This window comes from Arthrobacter sp. TMP15 (genome assembly GCF_039529835.1).
Lineage (GTDB): Bacteria > Actinomycetota > Actinomycetes > Actinomycetales > Micrococcaceae > Specibacter.
The window spans coordinates 3,204,316-3,224,672 of record NZ_CP154262.1; the positions used below are offsets into that span (position 1 = coordinate 3,204,316).

General features: G+C 57.1%; 16 protein-coding genes. 2 read left to right on the forward strand and 14 right to left on the reverse strand.

The annotated features are described in order from the left end of the window. Nucleotide 1: 1 nt before the first annotated feature. On the reverse strand, nt 2–1,510 hold the full coding sequence (locus AAFM46_RS14455) for an amino acid permease (protein ID WP_283529873.1): 1,509 nt from the start codon (nt 1,508–1,510) through the stop codon (nt 2–4). Between the two features lie 118 nt (nt 1,511–1,628). Next, the gene (locus AAFM46_RS14460) at nt 1,629–3,044 is read right to left on the reverse strand and encodes an FAD-dependent oxidoreductase (protein ID WP_343318510.1); all 1,416 of its coding nucleotides are present in this window, start codon (nt 3,042–3,044) and stop codon (nt 1,629–1,631) included. A gap of 269 nt (nt 3,045–3,313) precedes the next feature. On the opposite strand from AAFM46_RS14460, the gene rarD reads away from it, so the two are divergent. After that, the gene (rarD, locus tag AAFM46_RS14465; RefSeq protein ID WP_283529859.1) at nt 3,314–4,300 is read left to right on the forward strand and encodes an EamA family transporter RarD; all 987 of its coding nucleotides are present in this window, start codon (nt 3,314–3,316) and stop codon (nt 4,298–4,300) included. A gap of 31 nt (nt 4,301–4,331) precedes the next feature. Here the strand turns inward: rarD and AAFM46_RS14470 are convergent, their stop codons facing one another. The 5 genes from AAFM46_RS14470 to AAFM46_RS14490 all read right to left on the reverse strand — a co-directional run bounded on the left by AAFM46_RS14470 (nt 4,332) and on the right by AAFM46_RS14490 (nt 10,512). After that, complete coding sequence (locus tag AAFM46_RS14470; protein WP_283529852.1) at nt 4,332–5,153, reverse strand: universal stress protein; 822 nt, start codon at nt 5,151–5,153, stop codon at nt 4,332–4,334. After that, nucleotides 5,150–6,331 carry a hypothetical protein gene (locus tag AAFM46_RS14475; protein ID WP_343318513.1) on the reverse strand — a complete coding sequence of 394 codons (1,182 nt, stop codon included), beginning with the start codon at nt 6,329–6,331 and terminating at the stop codon, nt 5,150–5,152. The genes AAFM46_RS14470 and AAFM46_RS14475 overlap by 4 nt, the downstream gene beginning before the upstream one ends. Further along, nucleotides 6,328–7,377 carry a hypothetical protein gene (locus AAFM46_RS14480; protein ID WP_283529837.1) on the reverse strand — a complete coding sequence of 350 codons (1,050 nt, stop codon included), beginning with the start codon at nt 7,375–7,377 and terminating at the stop codon, nt 6,328–6,330. Before AAFM46_RS14480 ends, AAFM46_RS14475 begins: the two co-directional genes overlap by 4 nt. Before the next feature lie 208 nt (nt 7,378–7,585). Further along, nucleotides 7,586–8,953 carry a 4-aminobutyrate--2-oxoglutarate transaminase gene (gabT, locus tag AAFM46_RS14485; protein ID WP_283529831.1) on the reverse strand — a complete coding sequence of 456 codons (1,368 nt, stop codon included), beginning with the start codon at nt 8,951–8,953 and terminating at the stop codon, nt 7,586–7,588. A gap of 77 nt (nt 8,954–9,030) precedes the next feature. Continuing rightward, nucleotides 9,031–10,512, reverse strand: coding sequence for a gamma-aminobutyraldehyde dehydrogenase (locus tag AAFM46_RS14490; RefSeq protein ID WP_283529823.1), 1,482 nt, complete (start codon nt 10,510–10,512; stop codon nt 9,031–9,033). 91 nt (nt 10,513–10,603) lie between these two features. On the opposite strand from AAFM46_RS14490, the gene AAFM46_RS14495 reads away from it, so the two are divergent. After that, a complete protein-coding gene (locus AAFM46_RS14495; RefSeq protein WP_343318516.1) occupies nt 10,604–12,052 on the forward strand; it encodes a PucR family transcriptional regulator ligand-binding domain-containing protein in 1,449 nt (482 codons plus the stop codon). Between the two features lie 32 nt (nt 12,053–12,084). Here the strand turns inward: AAFM46_RS14495 and AAFM46_RS14500 are convergent, their stop codons facing one another. The 7 genes from AAFM46_RS14500 to AAFM46_RS14530 all read right to left on the reverse strand — a co-directional run bounded on the left by AAFM46_RS14500 (nt 12,085) and on the right by AAFM46_RS14530 (nt 20,154). Further along, complete coding sequence (locus AAFM46_RS14500) at nt 12,085–13,554, reverse strand: FAD-dependent oxidoreductase (protein ID WP_283529807.1); 1,470 nt, start codon at nt 13,552–13,554, stop codon at nt 12,085–12,087. 33 nt (nt 13,555–13,587) lie between these two features. Further along, nucleotides 13,588–14,868 (reverse strand): uroporphyrinogen-III C-methyltransferase, encoded by a 1,281-nt coding sequence (cobA, locus tag AAFM46_RS14505; RefSeq protein WP_343318517.1) that lies wholly within the window; start codon nt 14,866–14,868, stop codon nt 13,588–13,590. Nucleotides 14,869–14,981: 113 nt separating this feature from the next. Beyond that, nucleotides 14,982–15,878 carry an ABC transporter permease gene (locus AAFM46_RS14510; RefSeq protein ID WP_343318519.1) on the reverse strand — a complete coding sequence of 299 codons (897 nt, stop codon included), beginning with the start codon at nt 15,876–15,878 and terminating at the stop codon, nt 14,982–14,984. After that, nucleotides 15,871–16,668: an ABC transporter ATP-binding protein gene (locus AAFM46_RS14515; RefSeq protein ID WP_343318520.1), complete on the reverse strand. Its 798-nt coding sequence runs from the start codon at nt 16,666–16,668 to the stop codon at nt 15,871–15,873. The genes AAFM46_RS14510 and AAFM46_RS14515 overlap by 8 nt, the downstream gene beginning before the upstream one ends. After that, complete coding sequence (locus AAFM46_RS14520) at nt 16,665–17,735, reverse strand: ABC transporter substrate-binding protein (RefSeq protein ID WP_343320457.1); 1,071 nt, start codon at nt 17,733–17,735, stop codon at nt 16,665–16,667. Before AAFM46_RS14520 ends, AAFM46_RS14515 begins: the two co-directional genes overlap by 4 nt. A 249-nt stretch (nt 17,736–17,984) precedes the next feature. Beyond that, nucleotides 17,985–19,076, reverse strand: a complete 1,092-nt coding sequence (locus tag AAFM46_RS14525) for a hypothetical protein (protein ID WP_283529781.1) — start codon at nt 19,074–19,076, stop codon at nt 17,985–17,987. Nucleotides 19,077–19,158: 82 nt separating this feature from the next. Then, nucleotides 19,159–20,154, reverse strand: a complete 996-nt coding sequence (locus AAFM46_RS14530; RefSeq protein WP_343318522.1) for an urea transporter — start codon at nt 20,152–20,154, stop codon at nt 19,159–19,161. Between the last annotated feature and the right edge of the window lie 203 nt (nt 20,155–20,357).

Sequence of the window (20,357 nt, forward strand, 5' to 3'; positions counted from 1 at the left end):
ACTAGTCCACTTTGTCCAAGTCAGTCTGTATTTTTTCTTTGGCTTGCTCACGGCCAAGACGCGAATTCCAATGGCCGTAGCTGAAGTAAAACACCAGACCCACGCCCAGCCAGATCGCGAAAAACACCCAGGTGAGTGTGGCTAGGTTCAGCATCAGGTAAATGCACAGCAGGGTGGACAGAATGGGGATGACAGGTCCAAAAGGGACACGGAAAGCGGGTTTAAGGTCGGGGCGCTTGCGCCGAAGAACCAATATACCGATGCTGACCATCACAAAAGCGCTAAGAGTTCCAATATTGATCATTTCACTGAGCAGTTCAACAGGAGTGAACCCGGCCAGAATCGCCACAAAGACGCCGCTGAGGATCTGTGTACGGGCAGGAGTTGCATGTTTATCCGAGGTCTTACTCAGTCCACGTGGCAACAGCCCGTCGCGGCTCATAGCCATCATGACGCGAGCCAGGCCCATAAGGAGCACCATGATGACAGTTGTGAGACCAATCAGTGAGCCCAACGAAATGATGACTACTGCCCATTCAGCACCTACCAAAGAAAACGCTGTGGACAAAGACGGTTCGGCTACGGCGGCCAGATCTTTATAGGAGACCATGCCTGTCACCGCGAGAGTGACAAGGATGTACAAGACTGTCACAACGGCCAGACCGGCGAAGATACCACGCGGAAGTGTTTTTGCCGGGTTTTTAACCTCTTCAGCGCTCGTTGCTACAACGTCAAACCCGATGAAGGCAAAGAACACTAAGGCTGCCCCGGAAATAATTCCGGCGAAGCCATACATGGCCGGTTCAGCCCCTGTCAGAAGCGAAAGGAACGGTTGCAGCTGCCACGATGTGTCTGTCGCAGCAGCCGGCTCAGACGGTGGCATAAAGGGTTGGTAGTTCTCTACTTTGACGTAAAAGAAACCAACCACAATCACGAAGAGAACTATGCCGATTTTGATCAACGTGAAGACGTTATTGATACGCGCGGCCAGCTTAGTGCCCATGACCAAAACGAAGGTAAAGACAGCCACCACAACCAGTGGCCCCCAAAACACCGTGAGTGGTCCCACGGCAAAGTTGGAAGGGATATTCAGGTTCACCGCTTCGAAGAAATTGCTCAGATAAATACCCCAGTATTTGGCAATTACGGACGCGGCCATGAGCAGTTCCAAGATCAAGTTCCAGCCTATGATCCATGCCAGAAGTTCACCTACTGTGGCGTAGGTAAAAACGTAGGCACTGCCGGCGACGGGGATCGCGGTAGCGAATTCTGCGTAACACATGATCGCCAGAGCACAAGTGACTGCCGCCAAAACGAAGGAAACAGTGACAGCTGGGCCCGAATGGTGGGCTGCTGCCTGCGCCCCGACTGAGAAAATGCCGGCTCCAACAGCCACAGCGATTCCCATGATCATCAGGTCCCACGTTGTCAAGGTTCGCTTGAGTTTGTGGCCTGGTTCCTCGGCATCAGCCAGGGAGAGTTCGATAGATTTAGTTCGGAACAAATTCATAAAACCGCTTAATCCTCAGGTGCTTTGGAACCCGCTAACAAGAGCGAATCCTTACCAAACCGAGTGTATTCTACGTATTTCTTCATACAACATGAGACTCGCGGTTCATACTTTTGGTCTACTTCTTGGAAATGTTCACCATCTGCTCGCGATCCACAACTTTAACCCGTTCGCGTGTGACTTCAACCCCGGCCGCCGGGACGTAGCTGGCGCCCAGGTGCTTCTCATGCGCATCGAGTTTGTTCCAGCCCTCCCAGGTGGTGAATTCGATTCCACGTGACTCCAGTAAATCCACGATTTCAGCTTCGCCTGGATGCTGCGCAACCGGAAGGTTGAGTCTATCTTCCAACAGGCAGCCAATGGTTTCCAGCGCATCCCCTTTGGTGCTGCCAATCAGTCCAACCGGACCACGCTTGATCCAGCCCGTCGCGTAAAGCCCGGGTACTTCAGTGCCGTCCGCGCCCACCACGCGTCCACCGCGGTTCGGGATAACTCCGCGGCGAGTATCAAAATCGATGTCCGGAAGCTCAGAACCAAAATAGCCCACAGCACGGTAAACGGCTTGCACGGGATAGTCAATGAACTCCCCGGTACCCCTGACGTTTCCAGTGCCATCGAGTTCGTTGCGTTCGAACCGGATGCCTGAGACGTGACCGTTGGTGCCAACGATTTCTACGGGTGTGTGCAGAAAATGCAGGTGCAGGCGACGTGACGCCGGGACCCGGGTTTCATCGTGTTCTTCAGCTAGCCAATTGGTCAGCGTGTTAACCATGATCTTGACTTGATTGTTGGTTTTAATGGCTGCATCTGAGGCTTCATCAAAGTCAAAGTCTTCGTCGTAAAGAACAATGTCCACGTCGCGTGAATGGGAGAGTTCGCGCAACTCCAATGGTGTGAATTTAACTTGGGCCGGACCACGACGGCCAAAAATGTGCACATCAGTGACGGGGGAAGCTTTTAACCCCGCGTACACGTTGTCAGGGATTTCGGTAACAAGCATGTCGTCGGCATGTTTGGAGAGCACACGAGCCACATCAAGTGCCACATTGCCATTGCCTATGACGGCGATTTCTTTTGCGGTCAAGGGCCAGTCACGTCCAACATCGGGATGTCCGTCATACCAAGAGACAAAGTCGGCACCGCCATAAGAACCGTCAAGATCTACGCCTGGGACCTCAAGCACCGTGTCTTTGGTGGCACCCGTGGCAAAGATAACGGCGTCGTAAAAGGAGCGAAGGTCTGAAAGCGTGAGGTCGCGACCGTAGCTGACATTGCCGAAGAAGCGAATATCGCCACGGTCCAAAACCTTGTGGAGGGCATTCATGATGCCCTTGATCCGAGGGTGGTCTGGGGCCACACCGTAGCGGATCAGGCCGTAGGGGGCCGGCTGGGACTCAAAAATATCGATGCTGACTTGAACGTCGCCGCCAGAAACTTCCTGAGACTTCGTCAATATATCTGCCGCATAGACGCCGGCCGGGCCAGAGCCAATGATGGCGACGCGGAATGGGCGGGTGGCGCTCAAGTTAGCCAAGAAAGGAGTCCTTCCGAACTGTGAATCGCAACAAGAAACACGACTGCATCAACTGTTACACATGGAAGCGCTAATTAAGCGCCACTTAAGTAGTCTAATTGCGAATACGCGAGCTCTGTAAGTGTCAGAGATTGAAAGTGATCAAACACTCACCGAGACCCTGCACCGCTTGCGATGCAGGCAAAGGTTGTATTTGCAAAGTCTTGGGGATAACAAACCGTCCAATCATTGCCAAGTGGATATGGATTATATTCTGCATCAGTGTTGTTATGAGGGTTGTGACCCTTAGCGAACCCCAAACAACACCCCATCCCCGTAAGCGTTTGAAGACGGGTAAACCGGCCAGATCAAAAAGTGCCACTGGGACGCTGTACGGCTTTTCTGCCTACGGTCTGTGGGGCATGATGCCCGTTTATTTCATCTTGCTCATCCCCGCCAACAGCATTGAAATCGTCGCCAACCGCGTTGTCTGGTCGGTGGTCTTTTGTGCCCTGATCATCACAGTTAGCCGCGGATGGGCAAAGATTGGCGTAGCCATCAAGAGCAGACGCACCATGGGTACTTTGACGATTGCCGGACTGTTGATAGCTGTCAACTGGCTGACGTACGTTTTTGCCGTCACCACGGGCCACACCATCGAAGCCTCTCTTGGCTACTTCATCAACCCGCTCGTTTCAGTCTTGATAGGCGTTGTGGTTCTGAAGGAAAAACTCCGGCCCTTGCAGTGGGTGGCCATGGGTGTTGGGTTTGCCGCCGTTGTGGTGTTGACCTTTAGCTACGGCAAGCTGCCATGGATTGCGCTGGTATTGGCTTTTAGCTTTGGGAGCTATGGATTTGTCAAAAACAGGGTCGGAGGCAAAGTTGACGCAATAACCAGCCTGAGCATTGAAACAGCTGTTCTGAGTCCACTGGCTATCGCCGCCATGATTGTTGTGACACTCATGGGTCAGGCAACTCTGACGGGTCTGGGCGCTGGCCACTTTTGGTTACTTGCCTCAACCGGAATTGCCACTACCGTTCCGCTGGTGTTCTTCGGGGCTTCCGCCAGCCGGTTGTCAATGACAGGGATAGGGCTGCTTCAGTTCATGACCCCGTTGATACAGTTCGTCATTGCCATCACCTTGTTGGGTGAACATATGAGCAACGCCCGGTGGATTGGTTTCGGCATAGTTTGGGCGGCCCTGGCCATCCTCATCACAGACATGCTTCTGTCATATAGCCGGACAGCTAGGCTGCGGAAGTATGCCGCAGCCTAGCTGGCAGGGGAAGCAGGTTTGTATCCGCGCCTTAGATTCCCTGCGATTGGAAGTCTCGTGGCACCACAACCATGGGCACGGGTAGCGAGCGTAAAATCTTGTTAGCGGTAGAGCCAAGGAAGATTTTTCTGTTCTCAGCCAGACGGCTGGAGCCCACAATAACAAGTTCCCCGGACTTCCAACCAATCCCATCTACGGCTTCTTCAATGTTGCGGCCATGGGCCAATGTCACTGTGACAGTATTTGCCGGGAGTTTAGCCGCGGCCGCTTTCAGGACAGTATTTACGTGTTGTTTGGCCGGGCTCAGGGCGTTGTCAAGATCAAAATCGGACTGTTTGGTTTGATCAATTTCAACTACGGAAACCAGCCGCAGCGGCACGTGCCGCCGCTGCGCCGCAGTTGTTCCGACCTCGAGCACCGCCTGCCAGCCCTCACGCATGCCTGTCATAACTGTTAGCCGTGTCAGCGGGTCCCTGCGGTTGTAGCCTCGCGGGGCGAGGGCCACCGGGACCGGAGAGGCATGCAATAACCCGTTTGCCACCGAACCCACCGTGAAGCGCTTGAAAAGACCATTGCTTGCCGCCCCGACAACTATCAGCACCGCCTTGTCTTCTTTCGCCGCATCAATGAGACCATGCACAAAAGAGTCGGCAACCCGTGTGGAAAAGGTTGCCGTGACGCCGTCCGGCACCATGGACAGCGCATGTTTTTCCAGGTCTGCATCTGCCGTCTTTTTGCCATGGACCACGTTGACCAAATGCAACTCAGCACCCTGGGTTGTTGCGATGACCCCGGCAAGGGCGATGGCGTCAGTGCCACGCTCATCGGGCCGGTACCCCACTACATATTTCATGAAAAGACCCTTCGACAGGCCTCTATGGCGCAGCACATCGCTGCGCGCTCTGAGGCGTTCGTAGCACTGACTGTACAGCGCAGACGCCTGTGGGAAAAGGTTTTACGGGCCGATCGTGCCAGAATATTCGGCACGCTCCACCTCAGTTGCTGCGCTTGGGGATACCGCCTGCGTGTTACTTCTGGATTTTCCTGAGTTGTTCCCTCAGCCTCTTTGGCAACTGGCGGACTGGCTAGAGGCGTTCGGTGGGTCAGCAGAAGCAGCAACCCCCAGAACAAGGCACCAAAGCCCACCATGCTCAGATGGTCGCCCACACCGGTGAGGATTTGCGGCCACGGGGTGGTGTTGTAATCAAACCCGTCAATAGAACGAGTCTCCGAGCCCAACTCCAGCGGAAAGAGCTGCGGTGCAAACCACGTCCAAACTCCCAACCCGATAAAAGCTATACCGGTAAGGACTCCAGCCTTGCCGGAGAAGGCACCAGGTTTCCTGCTAGCAGCTGGCCACCCCATGATCAGAATGGCAATGATGATCAGGCCAAGAATCAGCAAGGGTCCATTGCTCAACTGAAAAAAGTACGGCCAAGGGATCTGATTGGCATTCTCTTGATATCTAACCGGATTATAAAATAGTTCAGGCATCAAAGTCGCTCCAAATAGGCCAAGCGTTCCAAAGCCAAGAGACACCAGCCCGATGAGGGCCAACCCGCCCCGGAACCACCTACTTTGGTCCGTATAGTGCCGCGAAGCCAAGAAAATTAGGGCTGCCAGCATCCCCACGCTCGCCGTAAACAAGGCAGGAGCCCCGCCGAGAATGGCGCTCCCCCACGGAATCACCATGATGCCGTGAAAATTCGTCGGATCCGCACTTCGTGCAGAAGGAATCAGGAATCCTGCAAGCAAACAAAAAACCGCGCCAGCAAAAGTTATCAGTACCCCGCTCAATCCCCAGATCCAGGTTTTAGCACTCCACTGTGTTTGCCGCTCATCCTGAACCAACACGGGAACGTGCTCTCGCGCATGCTGCGGTGGAGCAGCCGGGGCTGTCGGCACAGTCGGCACAGTCGGCACAGTTGGAGCAGTTGGAGCAGTCGGCACAGCCGGATCAGGTTCGCTTGTGTTTGACTCTCCGCCGGGTTGAAACATGGACGGGTACCGCTGATCAAAATCTGAACTCATATTCCGCTCCCAGGGTCTGCGCCAGAGCTCAATGGCTCCGGCTCGACTGCAGCCTCCCTAGCTACCCGATGCTCACCGACTTTTCTGAACTGCAGAAACAAGGCGAGTAGCATCGCGGCCAACCCCACCAGCAACAGGTACGGGGCTACCTGGATCAGGGTGACAGGCCACGGGGTCAGCTGCATGTTGGCATCCTCGAAAGTGAAGGTTTTAGGGCCCATGGAGGAGAAGAAAATCTCTGGCGCGTTAAACGCCACAGCAGTGCCTACAAGCAAAACTATGCCCGTAGCAAAAGCGTGAACTGCTGAGGACGCATTCTTTCCGCTGTCAGTAGGCCGCAGGATCACCAGAGCCGCACCCGCGCACAACCCGAACAGAGCCAAGGGCATTGTCGAAAGGTAGGTCAGCTGCAGCCAAGGATATATCTCGGGTGACTGTGCTGGATCGCCATACATAGCAAACAAAATTTCCGGATGCCAGGTTGTTGCGTAGAGCGCGATTGTTGCAGCGCTCAGAGCTCCAATTGCCAGCATTGCGGCAGCGCTTCTCAACCAACGAACTGCCTTGGGGTGTCGGGGAGCTCCCGCAATGAGCATTGTGACAAGCATGCCCATCCCTGCAATGAGAATAAAAGGCCCCAAAGCCAGCCATTTATTCGGCAGGGGAAAGAACAACGCAACGCTCATGTAGTTGGCGTCGAACGAGCCGTCCACGTGCGGCGCCTTTGGCAGTAAACAAAATATGCCGAACAGGATAGTTACAACACCCGCGCCAAGACCTACCAGCCAAGTCCGTGCAGTCCAGGGCACCGGCTCGTTCACAAGCTCGACCGGCGGGGCTTCCTCGCTAGCCGCACAATCGGCCGGGTCGGCGGCAACCTGTGCCCCGTTTTGGCCACGGGTATCGGTGGCCACCGATACCCGCTCTTCAAGCTGGGGCGGGTCAGACTGGGGTGAGCCTAACTCAGCAGTGGCCACCCACGGCAGCGAGTCGCCACCCGGCTGAAACTCAGCCGGGTATCTTGGATCGAAATTCATCTGCCCCATGCAACCCCCTCGGTGCGTGAATGAAACTTCTCCAAGCCTAACCCGGAGACAAATTCTCATCTGCAAGCTGCCGGCATAGTCACAGGTCCCAGCAAAGAAAGCGGCACTCTAGTCTGGCTGGATGCCGGACTAGAGTGCCGCCGTCGTTCCCTTCACTGCAGGATTCACAGCTTTAGTCAGAGAAACTGAGGATGGTGCCCCTGGGGCGTTAGTTGGTTGCGCGGATTGCGTCGCAGAGCACGTCCAGGCCGTCGTTGAGCAGCTCCTCGCTGATGACCAGAGGGGGAAGCAGGCGGATGACGTTGCCGTAGGTGCCGCAGGTCAAGATAATGACACCGGCCTTCAAGCAAGCGCCGGCGATGGCCTTGGCCGCTTCCGCGTTGACTTCCTTGGTGGTATTTGCGGTCCCGGGCTTAACAAGTTCAATAGCCATCATGGCGCCACGGCCACGGATTTCTCCGATGATGCCCGCCGCGCCCATTTCCTGAACCAAAGCGTTGAAACGGTCGGTGACGATCCGTTCAATTCTCTGCGCCCGGGCATTGAGGTCGTGCTCCTTCATGGTGCGGATAGCGGCCAAAGCACCGGCGCAGGCCACCGGGTTGCCGCCGTAGGTCCCACCGAGCCCGCCCGGGTGCACGGCATCCATCAGCTCGGCACGGCCAGTGATAGCTGAAAGTGGCAGGCCTCCGCCAATTCCCTTGGCCATGGTGATGATGTCAGGGACTACGCCTTCGTGCTGTGTGGCGAACCATTCACCTGTGCGGCAGAAGCCTGACTGGACCTCATCTGCAATGAAGACGACCCCGTTTTCCTTAGCCCAAGCGGCAAGCGTGGGCAAGAAGCCATCTGCCGGGACAATGAAGCCGCCCTCACCCTGGATGGGTTCGATCAGGATGGCCGCGACGGAGTCTGAACCAATCTGCTTCTCAATCATGGTGATGGCGCGGCGTGCTGCTTCCTCGCCCTTGATTTCAGCTTCTTCGCGGTACGGGTAGCTCATCGGCACACGGTAGATCTCAGGTGCAAAGGGACCGAAGTTCGTTTTGTATGGCATGGCCTTGGCCGTCAGTGCCATGGTCAGGTTGGTGCGGCCATGGTAGGCATGATCGAAAGCCACAATGGCGTCACGGCCGGTGGCCAGACGCGCCACCTTCACTGCGTTCTCAACTGCTTCTGCGCCAGAGTTGAACAGCACTGTACGCTTCTGGTGCGTACCCGGGGTCAGCGCGTTGAGCTCTTCCGCAACCGCAACGTAGCTTTCGTACGGGGTCACCATGAAGCAGGTATGCGTGAAATGGCCCACCTGTTCACGGACTGCTTCCACAACGTTGGCATCCGATGCACCCACCGAGGTGACCGCAATGCCTGAACCCAAATCGATGAAAGAGTTGCCGTCAACATCGGTGAGGATGCCGCCGTCAGCGTCTGCCACGTAAACCGGCACTGTGGAGGCGACCCCGCCTGCCACAACAGCCTTGCGCCGGACATCTAAGGCAGTCGACTTTGGGCCGGGGAATGTCCCCAAAATCTGGCGCTTTTGGGCAAGGCGGTACTGAATATCTGACATGGACATTCCTTTCAACGTGGTGAAATTCTCATAGTGATGTTGGCGCAGGTCCGGGAGTGAACCCGCGCCAACCAGGTGCTGAATTAAACGTCTAGATTGCTCATGACGTGCTTGATTCGCGTGTAATCCTCAACGCCGTACATGGACAGGTCCTTGCCGTAGCCAGACTGCTTGAACCCACCATGGGGCATCTCGGCCGTGAGCATGATGTGGGTATTAATCCACACGGCACCAAAGTCCAGGTCGCGGGAGACGCGCATGGCAACCCCGTGGTTTGAGGTCCAGACGCTGGAAGCCAAAGCATATTCGACGTCGTTGGCCAACTCCACAGCCTCTTCCTCGGTCTTGAAGCTTTGCACGGTGATAACAGGGCCAAAGGTCTCCTGCTGGACAATGTCATCAGTCTGCTTCACACCGTCAACAACTGTTGCTTCGAAGAAGAACCCCTTCTCGCCCACCTGTTTTCCGCCGGCAACAACTGTTGCGTGGGCAGGAATGTTTTGCACAACCTTAACCACCGAGTTGAAATGGTTGACGTTGTTTAGCGGACCAAAGTAATTCTTGGATTCGTCTTTATTTCCGGTTTCCAGACCCTTGGCCGCCGTGGCCAGCGCACTGACGAACTCATCATGTGCGCCCTCCTCAACCAACACACGAGTGATGGCTGTACAGTCCTGGCCGGCGTTGAAGAAGGAGTACTCGGCAATCTCCTGAGCAGTTTTCCCCAAGTTGGCATCGGCAAAAACGATGGCGGGGGCCTTGCCGCCCAGTTCCAAATGTGCGCGTTTGAGGCCCTTGGCCGCTCCGGTGGCAACAGCAATGCCGGCCCGGACTGAGCCGGTGATTGAAACCATGGCAGGAGTCTTGTGTTCAACCATGGCCGCGCCCGTTGCGCCGTTGCCCAAAATAAAGTTCAGCACGCCTTTGGGAACAATATCTTTGGCAATCTCGGCAAAGGCAAGCGTGCTTTCCGGGGTGGTGTCGCTTGGCTTGACCACCACGGTGTTACCGGCCGCCAATGCCGGGCCAATCTTCCAGATCAACATCAAAAATGGGTAGTTCCAAGGAGTAACCTGGGCAATGACGCCAACAGGTTCGCGGCGCACATATGAAGTGAAATTCTCCATGTACTCTCCGGCCGAGCGGCCCTCAAGCAGACGTGCTGCACCGGCAAAGAAACGAAGCTGGTCAGCACCTGCTGCTACCTCTTCCTGGGCGATCATCTCTTTGATCTGGCCTGTGTTGCGGTGCTGCGCATCAACAAGTTCTTCGCTGCGTGCCTCAACAGCATCTGCAAGCTTGAGCAGCACGGTTTGACGCTGCCCGGGAGTTGCATGTTTCCAGGTTTTGAAGGCAGTTGCCGCGGCCTCCATGGCCGCATCCACATCGTCTTGGCTGGAGATCGGCGCGTTGGCCACTATTTCGCCGTTGCTTGGATTGACAATATCCAAAGACTCGGACCCGGTGACGGGGACGAATTCTCCGTTAATGAAGTTCTGCAAGGTTCGGACCACAGTGTTCAACCTCTTTAGCTCGATAGGGGTGATGCGGACGTTGCACCGCATATGCGACAGCCTAAGCCCGGAACGGGGTGGAAGCGAATAGTCAACTGCACCACGGTTCTCATAATGAGTAGTGCGTTTGTATAGTTGTTGCATGGCACTCTCCTTGGCAGACCTCATAGGTACCTCCGGTTTGCATCTGCAAAATCTCGGCTCAACCAGAACACCCCTTAGTGCTGCCATCGATTGGGTGGCTGTCACGGAACTTGAAAATCCGCAGGCGTTCCTCAGTGGCGGCGAGCTAGTTCTCACCACCGGCGCCCGGCAAAGCACCGCGGACGCCCAGCGTTCTTTTGTCAGACAGATCAAACGCGCCGGCGCCGTCGGCATTGGTTTTGGCGTTGGTTTTGAACACGGTTCCGTTCCTCCTGCCCTGTTGGCCGAAGCAAATCGCTGGGCGGTTCCGGTGGTGGAGGTCCCTTACAGCACCCCATTCATTGCGATCGGCAAGTTGGTGGCAGATGCCCGTTCCTCGGATCATTACACAAAGTTGGAGCGTTTGCTGCGCGAACACCAAGTGTTGGCGCGGGCACTTCTGACTGGTGGAGGGCTGCCTGCACTACTGAAAAAACTGTCATTGATGGTGGCTGCTGATCTTGTCATCACCCAGCACGGTGGCGAAGTGGCCACAACTTCAAGTGGTGCTGTTCCAGAGGACTGCGCCTGGCATGCAGTTGCGCTGTCTACAGGAAAGCGTGATTCCAGCACCCTCTGGCTGCGCAATCCTTTTCATGACGATGGAATTGTTGACTACGCCCGTGGGCTCATCAGCATTGAACTGAACAACCAAATCCAACGGCGGCAAAGTGCACGGCAAATTGCCGGGCAGGTCCTCGGTGACATTATTCGGGGCACACTGGAGGCTGCCGACTCTGCCGCCCGGCTGGAAAATTTGGGGATTTCCCCCGCAGCTAAAAACTTTGTGCTGCTGGTCAGTGCCGAAGAAAACAAGTTCGAGACCCTCTCAACCATTTCGCTCCCGGCAGGTCTGGAAACCGCAGTTGCTGCCATTGTCAGCTCCGAGGGCAAAGACGAACTTTTATTTGTCATTCCAACCGCGGCTGGCGATCCTGCCGTGTTGGGCAGGGCCTTGAGCCACCAAATGCACCATATAGGTGTTTCTGCCGCGGTAGGAATTGGCGGCGCCTATTCCCAAGCCAACGGTTTGCGGTGGAGCTATTTCGAAGCACGCGAGGCCGCCACACGCGGTTTGGAAGTCAATGTTCCTGAGCGTTTGAGTCTGACGTCTTTGCTGCTCGCTAGCGAAGACGTCCCCATGGCGGACATGGCTGCTGAAGCGCTGGGACCTCTCACTGCCTTCGATGCAACCCACGGGGCGGAACTTGTTGAGACCTTGGAAACATATTTACGGCTCAATGGTTCTGTGGCGGCTGTTGCCCAGACTCTGGCACTGCACAGGAACACTGTGCGTTACCGACTCACTCAGATCGCCGAGCTCACCGGCTACGATCCTGCTTTGACCGCCGACCGTGTGCAGTTATGGTTGGCTCTGGCAGTGCGCAGGTTATCCCCGCCCGCATAAATCATCCAACGTGCGGGGGCAACCATGTCGGTTTATCCGAGGATCGATGCTCCACGGGAAACATCCACCATCTCCTCGCGGGAAACCACTTTCACCCGTTCGCGCTGGACCGGCCCGCCTTCCGAAGCCGCCACGCCAAGTGCGCACTCATGGGCGTCAAGTTCCAGCCACCCCTCCCACGTAGTGAACTCCACACCGCGGGAGTCCAACAGTTCAACCACTGCCTCCGGGGCTGCCTCTGCCGCCACAGGCAGGGACTCGCGGTCGGAGAGCAGGTGCGTAATGGTTTCCAGTGCGTCGCCCTTGGTGCTGCCAATCAGGCCAACCGGTCCACGCTTTATCCAGCCCGTGGCATAGATACCCGGCACATGGGTGCCGTCAGCACTGAGCACGCGTCCGGCGTCGTTTTGGACAACCCCGCGACGGTGGTCAAACTCAACGTCCGGCAGGGCGGAACCAAAATAGCCCACGGAGCGGTAAACGGCCTGAACCGGGTAGTCGATGAACTTCCCTGTGCCGCGGGCGTTGCCTGTGCCATCGAGCTCAGTGCGCTCGAACTTAATACCTGTGACCTTGCCATCCTCACCGGTCACCTCCACAGGATTATGCAAAAAGTGCAAGTGCAGACGGCGGGACGCACCCGTGGTGGGATCGGCGGCGTCGTCCTCCTGCTCAACAAGCCAGTTGGTGAGCGTGTTGACCATGGTTTTGACCTGATTGTTGGTCTTGACAGCGATGTCGGAGGCCTCGTCGAAGTCAAAATCCTCCTCGTAGAGAACAATGTCAACGTCGCGAGAATGGCTGAGCTCGCGCAGCTCCATGGGTGTGAACTTCACCTGGGCCGGGCCGCGGCGACCAAAAATGTGCACGTCAGTGACAGGAGATTCTTTTAGTCCGGCGTAGACGTTCGCCGGAATTTCCGTCACCAGCAGGTCGTCCGCATGTTTGGACAAAACGCGTGCCACATCAAGGGCCACGTTGCCGTTGCCGATGACGGCGATTTCTTTGGCATGCAGTGGCCATTCGCGAGCAACATCGGGATGCCCGTCGTACCAAGAGACAAAATCGGCGCCGCCAAAAGAACCCTCTAGTTCAATGCCGGGGATGTTCAGATCGGTGTCCTTGATGGCACCTGTGGCAAAAATGACGGCATCATAGTGCTTTTGGAGGTCTTCCAGTGCAAGATCTGTGCCGTAATCCACGTTGCCAAAGAAGCGGATATCGCCGCGGTCAAGGACCTTGTAGAGGGCTTTCACGATGCCCTTGATCCGCGGATGGTCCGGGGCAACACCGTAACGAATGAGGCCATAGGGGGCGGGATAGCGGTCAAAAAGGTCAATACTGAGGACCAATCCGTCGCGCACATCAGCGCTTTTAGTCAACATATCCGCCGCGTAGACCCCGGCCGGGCCTGAACCAATAACGGCAATGCGCAGCGGACGCTCGGGGGTTCCGGGCGCTGCGCTGGTCACTGAGGTATTTACTGACACGGCTGTGCTCATTTCTGTGTGCTTCAAAGGGGTCTATGGATAAGTCTAAGAGAAGGTTCTGATAGTTTCCCGCGTACCGTAGTGTGCCGTGGCGAGCTGCGCCGGTGCCAACGGGCTGACCCGAACCACATCACCTACCACCACCACTGCCGGGTTGCGGACTTTGCCCCTTTGGGCGAGGTGGACAATAGTGCCTAAAGTGCCGATGGTGACGCGCTGGTCCTTGGCATAACCGTTTTCAATGATAGCTACTGGGCAGTCCTGCCCACGGCCGGCGGCTGCCAGGATCGGTATGGAACGGTTGAGCGTGCCCACCCCCATCAGCAACACCACTGTGTGTTCGCTACCCTGCGGGACGTTTTCAAGCTCTTCGTGGCCACTGATCATGGTGAAGGCCTTGGCCAGGCCACGGTGTGTGACAGGAATCCCGGCTGCGGCTGGAACGCTCACCGCGCTGGTGACTCCGGGCACGACTTCAACATCAACGCCGCTTTCCCGGCAGGCGATGGCTTCCTCGCCACCACGGCCCAGCACGTACGGATCCCCACCCTTAAGGCGGACAACCCGGTTCCCCGCCTGTGCTTCGTGGACAAGGATGGCATTTATTTCAGACTGCGGGACGGGGTGGTGCCCGGGTGTTTTTCCTACCTCGATGATTCTGACATCATCGCCAAGAGTGTCAAGCAGTCCTCGCGGGCCAAGCCTGTCGGCCACGACAACATCGGCCTCGGCCAGGAGCCTGCGCCCACGTACCGTGATGAGGTCTTCGGCACCGGGACCGCCACCCACAAGAGCCACCGAACCCAGCCTTTTGTGCTGAGCTTGGGTAGCTCCGTTGGCGGTGTTCCGATAACGGCGTAACGGCAGATCCCCGCTTTCCAGCGCCGCGGCGATGGCGTTTCGGATGGAAACTGCCCGCAGCGGATCTCCCCCGGCGTTAACTGCCACTTTAATATCCTGCACCGTGGCCACGGCCGGCGTCCATGCGCTCGACTCGGTGGCGTCGGAATGGTTCACGCACCAGGTCTTGTTAAGTTCGGCATCGTGCGCAACCTGGGTATCCACATCCTTTTTTTGGCTGGCTGCCACCGCGTACCAAATGTTGGCCATGTCGGAGCTTTTGTAGTTCCGGGCATGCCAGCTAATCAATCCTGCGGCAGCCAACGCCTGAGCCGGGGCGCTGAGAACCGGGGCTACCAAGGTCACGTGAGCTCCGGCGTCGAGCAGGGCCTTGGCACGACGTGCTGCCACGGTGCCCCCGCCCACTACAAGAACGGGACGGCCAAGCAGCCGCAGTGAGGTTGGGTAAAGATCCACAATTGCCATGAAATGACCTTAGATAAGTGAGGTATTGAGTGAGAAAGTGGGCGTTATACCCGTTCATGGGAAGTCACAGGGGGACATATTCAAGCTGCGCTGTGAGTGCGTGCGTGCAACCGTTATCGGGTACTTCCAGCCAGCAAACCACGGCCATGCAACAGCCGTTTTTCCACCGGGGCAAAGACCAGTAATTCAACGGCAATGCCCACAAAAAGAATGATCAGAATCGCTGACATGACAATGCCCATGTCGGAGAGCTGGCGGCCCTGCTCCAGCAGCGAACCCAAACCAAAGCCGAGGCTGCCGCCCATGGCGATAATCTCTGCGGCCATGAGGGAACGCCACGAGAACGCCCAGCCCTGTTTCAGTCCGCCAACGTAGCCAGGTAGTGCGGCCGGAAGCACCACATTCACGGCCATCTCCCAACGCGATGCGCCCAGGATCTGTCCCATGCGTCGATATTGCGGCGGGATTTGATCCACACCGGAAATCAAACCATTGATAATTGAGGGGATGGCCCCCATGAACATGACGAAATAAACGGTGGCGTCGGTGAGCCCGAACCAAATGATGGCTGCCGGTACCCATGCCACGGACGGCAAGACTTGCAGACCGGAGATCAGCGGTCCGAATGCGCGGCGCAGGATCCGGACCTGTGACAGCAACAGACCAATGGGAGTGGCCACCACAATGCTAATGGTGAAGCCGATGATTCCGCGCTGCAACGACGTCCAAATAGCGCCTTGTGAGGCGCCTTCTTGCCACAGTGTCCCCAATGATGCCAGTACATCCAGTGGACCCGGCACCAGGTCGCGGCGCCGCAGCCCCAACGAAACATAAAACTGCCAAGCCACCACCAGGACAAGGAGCGCGGCCAAGGGCAACAACACCCTGGACATATCGATCCCCCGGCGTTCAACAGCCTCAGACTGCAGGGAATCCAATCCCGCTTCCAGGGAACGCAGCTCCTGGGCACTACTGAACTCATTCAGGGGGGAGGTTACTGTTTCAGGCATGTCGGCGGATCTCCTCGCGCAGTCGAGCGGTGATGTCCCCGGTGAGCTCCCCTGCCGCGCTGACATTGGTTTGATGTTCTTCGGTGACTTCCCACTGCGCCACAACTCGTCCGGGTCTGGAAGAAAGTAGCAGCACACGCTGGCCCAACCGCACGGCTTCGGCCACGTTGTGAGTCACAAAAATAATGGTCCTGCCGGTTTCTTTCCAGATCCGTTCAAGTTCGTTGTGCAGCAGGTCCCGGGTGATGGCGTCAAGTGCGCCAAATGGCTCATCCATCAACAGCAATGGCTTGTCCTGCGCCAGCGCCCTGGCCAGCGCCACGCGTTGGCGCATCCCGCCGGAAAGTTCATGGGGACGTTTGTTTACCGAATGGCCCAGATTCACCAACTCAAGTAACTCGGCCGCACGCGCCTTCCGCTCGGCTTTATGTACACCGCGGAGTTTCAGGGCAAGTTCCACGTTGCCACGTGCGCTGAGCCATGGAAACAGGGACGGGTCTTGAAACATGAATGCTGCACCCGCCTCCGGAACTTCAAGTGCACCGGAGGAGGGTGTGTCAAGACCTGAAATGATGTTCAGCAGCGAGGACTTCCCGCAGCCTGAGGCCCCAAGCAGTGCCACAAATTCACCTTGGTGCACCGTAGCGCTCACATCCTCCAGCACCAACGGCCCTGTCCCGAAGCGTTTACCCAAGTTTTCCAGGACGACGGCGGGTGCCCGGCCCACGCCGTCGGCCCCGCTTGCTCTGTTAGTTCCGGCGGGGAGGTCAGCAATCAGCAGTTCAGTCATTCCGCACCTAATCCCGCTGCCGTTACGGGTTGTTCCCCGGCAGCCTTGAGTACGTTATTAAGCAATGTCAGTTCAAAGAGCCCGTTGAGGTCCGCCGGTTTGGAAACCCCTGCACTGACTCCATGCTCTAGCAGGGTGGGGAAAGTGCCGGCCAGCGGATCATAGGTAAAAACCAGCTCGGACAGCGACCGAGCAATGACCTTCTCCTCCAACGGTTGACCAATGGCCACGGTCAGCGCCTCGTTGATGACCGTGCCAGCTTGCTCTGGGTGCCCACGCAGCCAGCTGACCGACTCAACATGTCCTGCCAGCAACGCCTCCACCGTTTGCGGATGCTGCGCCAAAAATCTCTTGTTGACAGCTAACACCGTGGTGCTGAACTCTCCGTTCTCCCAGAGATCAGCTTCGTTAACAAGTACTTTGGCGCCGGCTTGTTCCACCAGTCGGGAGGCCCAGGGTTCGGCCACCCAGGCGCCGTCGATCTTCCCCTCTTGGAACAACCGCAGCGTCTGGGCGTTAGTTGTGGGATTAATGCTGACATCTCCCCCACCAGAAGTGTTGGTGGATAGTCCGCGGTCGCCCAGCCACTTACGCAGTGCCACATCCTGGGTGCCACCCAATTGCGGGGTGGCGATGGTCTTGCCACGGAGTTGGGAAACATCGGTGATATCCGGGCGGACAACGAACTGCGCTCCCCCGGAAGCAACCCCAGCAATGATGCGGATGGACTCGCCACCGCTTTGCACAAATGAATTCAGTGCAGGGTTGGGGCCAAGGTAGGCGGCATCAATGGCACCGGCGTTGAGCGCCTCGACGGCTGAAGGACCATTGGTGAAGACCTGTGTTTGCAGTGCGGCTGCACCTAAATCCTTGGCAAAAAATCCTTTTTCAACGCCAACCAGGGCCGGTGCGTGAGTGAGGTTGCCAAAATAACCCAGCTTGAGCAGAGCCGCTGGTGCGGTTCTTGTGGCCACGGTTTCGGCAGCTACCTCTTTCGAGTTCACTCCTGCCACGGCGGCCCCGGCTCCGATCAGGGCCACAAGGGCTGCCACGATAAAAATCTCCATGGTGCGCCACTTGTGTTGAGGCTGCTCTCCGGCCACGATGCGCCGCAGTGGCAGTCCAGGACGGGCCGATGACGCTTCTGGCTGGTGCCCGCCGGATTGGCTTCCCCTTGTATTCATGCCTAAACGGTAGGGAATATGGCTGCCCCGCTTCAATGAAGGGGACTCCCAAGGTCACGCAGGTTCATGCAACGTCACAAAGAGTTGATGTTGCGAACCCGGCTCACTTCACACCGGAAAGTGCGGTCTCGGCTAACCGTGATCCGTGTCTGTACGGAGCCTGCGCAACCGCGAGCGCAGTTTGGTTTCACGGTTGGTGTCGCTGCCAACCTCCTTGGTGGCGTCAACATAAGACTCCCCAAATGATTCCAGCAAGAGATCATCGGCAATGCGTACCTGCCCCGGGGAGAACCTATACGCCATGAGCTGGGCCACGCGCTGCGGATCGATGGACTGGAACCACTCTTCTGCGGCACTGACAGTATCGATTCCGTTGGCCGCAAGGATCCGGACCATCCAGTCGTACTGGTTTTCCTTGCTACTGCGGTATTTAGGAAAGGCGCGGGTCAGCACATTTTGGAGGGACCCGGCGTCGAGCAACTGCGTTTCAGGAACGCTGGCAATAGCGCCTTCGGCCTGCAGCCGCTTTAAGGTGTCGCTGATGTTCACGAACTGCTGGTCTGCAAGTTCAATGAGAGTGGAAGCCATGGTGAAAGCGCGGCTAATCTCGGCGTTGTCCCCGCTTGAGCCCTTGAAACGAATATCGTGCTCAAATTCAGCCCAGGCATGCTGGAGGACAGTGCGGATCTGCACCTCAAATCGGTAACTGGGGAACTCCTGGCATCCGCTGGGTGCACCATCCGCCGGGATCTGCAGCGTCAGGTGGCGCCCGGCGTAGCCAATGCCACCGTTTTTTCGCATCATGGCAGTTTTATCTTCATCATCCAAACAAGTGAACTGGCTGCTCAACGCAATCGCCACCGCCTCTATGTCAGATTCCACGAACAAGATAACCCGGACCCCGATCAAGTCATCCAAGCATTCCAGGCCGCCGGGATATTTCAGATTGCCGTGCTCATCACGGCGAGCCAATTTTTCGGCTACGGATTCGGCCTTCTTGACCCTGAACTGCACGTCATGGTGATTAAGACCGTCATCATGGAGCCGGCCCACGATCGTGTTGCGGATTGCCTGGGCCGCTTGTCTCAGGGCTGCTGCCTGGAAACGTTGGTCTTCCACGGCTGCCCCCGCGCCCGTTGCGATCGAACTGTTGATGGTGTCCCCCTTGCCATTCCCGGCAGGGCCAGCCACCCGGCCCTTGTTTTCAAATTCTCCCACCTTCACAGGGGTTGTCCAGCCCAACTCTTGCCAGCGTCCAAGGAGCCATACTAAAGCGAACCCCTCTGCGTATCGGCATAGTGTTGGCTCACAAAGCCGTTGGCAGGCTCCTGCTCCCAAGACCAACCAGATCTGTACCGGCGCTTACGTGCCCCGGCGCCCGTTTCAGGACCGGCACAAGGTGAACCACAATCAGCAGCAGCCAGGTGACCACCACAAACGGCCAGGTGTAGAGGGCGGGCACACCCTGAAAGAGCATCGAAAGCGCACCGGCAAGCAGCGCTCCAATCGCTGCCAATGCCCATGGTTGCCAAGAACCAGCCACGAATAACGCAGCCATCGCAATAGCCACCAGCACACTGGAGTATCCCAGCATGCCATGTCCCAATAACAGGGGCTCCGCGCCAATGACCGCGGCCATCACACTTGTCAGCACGCTGCCTAAGATTGCTGCCACCCCAACTTTCCACTGGGAGAAAAATAAGGCTGCCAGGATCAACCCACCAGCAATGACGGAGTCAATAAGCATCACTTGGGAGACATTGGCCAAAATGGAGCGCAGAAAAAGTGCAAGGGGGGATCCATCCAACGCAATGTAGGCCGGAGCCACGCGGCGCTCAGCCGTGGCAAAGAACAAGATGCCAGCAACAATGCAGAACGGTGCGGTAATGGAGGGCAGTTTGAGGGGCTCGAGTAGGGCTGTGCGGAATACTCTTTGAACCACCCATGTGACGGGCGCGCACGCAGCGCCTCCCAGAACCGCAGCAATGGCTCCAGGCACACCGCCACCGATGGCTGCGAAAGCTGCCGCGCCCACTAGCGCTCCACAAAAACCATGGTCCCCAGCACGCACCACTGCGGCCGGTGCCCGCATCAATGCCCCGCTCACGGTGGAAGCTGCGGCGCCCAGTATTGCCAGCAGCGCCATCTGCCAGCTGGCCACGGCGAAGGCAGCAAGAATGAGCAGGCCCGGGAGTAATTGAGCCTGAAAGAAGATCTGCGAGAAACCACGCAGAAGCGTACCGGCCGCTCCCCGGGACAGGGGTCCCCTCGATGGTCGGGCGGCTTGTTGAATATGTTCCACATCGAGACTTTACTCTCGGTTCTAAGTACTCTGACACACGGCGCGCAGGTAAGTGGATTCGGTGCCAAATCTGCATTGAACACGTTCCCGAAGAACATGAAGACTTTGTCCAGAGCCACCAACACTTCCACGTCAACGGATCGCAGAGCCCAAGGAAGCCGCCGGTTGCGGGTAAAGCCCCCCCGTTGACGGGGGGCTTTACC

Coding starts and splice junctions, on each gene's coding strand:
- AAFM46_RS14455 (WP_283529873.1), bottom strand. CDS start 1,510: ATGAATTTGTTCCGAACTAAATCTATCGAACTCTCCCTGGCTGATGCC.
- rarD (WP_283529859.1), top strand. CDS start 3,314: ATGAGGGTTGTGACCCTTAGCGAACCCCAAACAACACCCCATCCCCGT.
- AAFM46_RS14470 (WP_283529852.1), bottom strand. CDS start 5,153: ATGAAATATGTAGTGGGGTACCGGCCCGATGAGCGTGGCACTGACGCC.
- AAFM46_RS14475 (WP_343318513.1), bottom strand. CDS start 6,331: ATGAGTTCAGATTTTGATCAGCGGTACCCGTCCATGTTTCAACCCGGC.
- AAFM46_RS14480 (WP_283529837.1), bottom strand. CDS start 7,377: ATGGGGCAGATGAATTTCGATCCAAGATACCCGGCTGAGTTTCAGCCG.
- gabT (WP_283529831.1), bottom strand. CDS start 8,953: ATGTCCATGTCAGATATTCAGTACCGCCTTGCCCAAAAGCGCCAGATT.
- AAFM46_RS14490 (WP_283529823.1), bottom strand. CDS start 10,512: ATGCGGTGCAACGTCCGCATCACCCCTATCGAGCTAAAGAGGTTGAAC.
- AAFM46_RS14495 (WP_343318516.1), top strand. CDS start 10,604: ATGGCACTCTCCTTGGCAGACCTCATAGGTACCTCCGGTTTGCATCTG.
- AAFM46_RS14500 (WP_283529807.1), bottom strand. CDS start 13,554: ATGAGCACAGCCGTGTCAGTAAATACCTCAGTGACCAGCGCAGCGCCC.
- cobA (WP_343318517.1), bottom strand. CDS start 14,868: ATGGCAATTGTGGATCTTTACCCAACCTCACTGCGGCTGCTTGGCCGT.
- AAFM46_RS14510 (WP_343318519.1), bottom strand. CDS start 15,878: ATGCCTGAAACAGTAACCTCCCCCCTGAATGAGTTCAGTAGTGCCCAG.
- AAFM46_RS14515 (WP_343318520.1), bottom strand. CDS start 16,668: ATGACTGAACTGCTGATTGCTGACCTCCCCGCCGGAACTAACAGAGCA.
- AAFM46_RS14520 (WP_343320457.1), bottom strand. CDS start 17,735: ATGGAGATTTTTATCGTGGCAGCCCTTGTGGCCCTGATCGGAGCCGGG.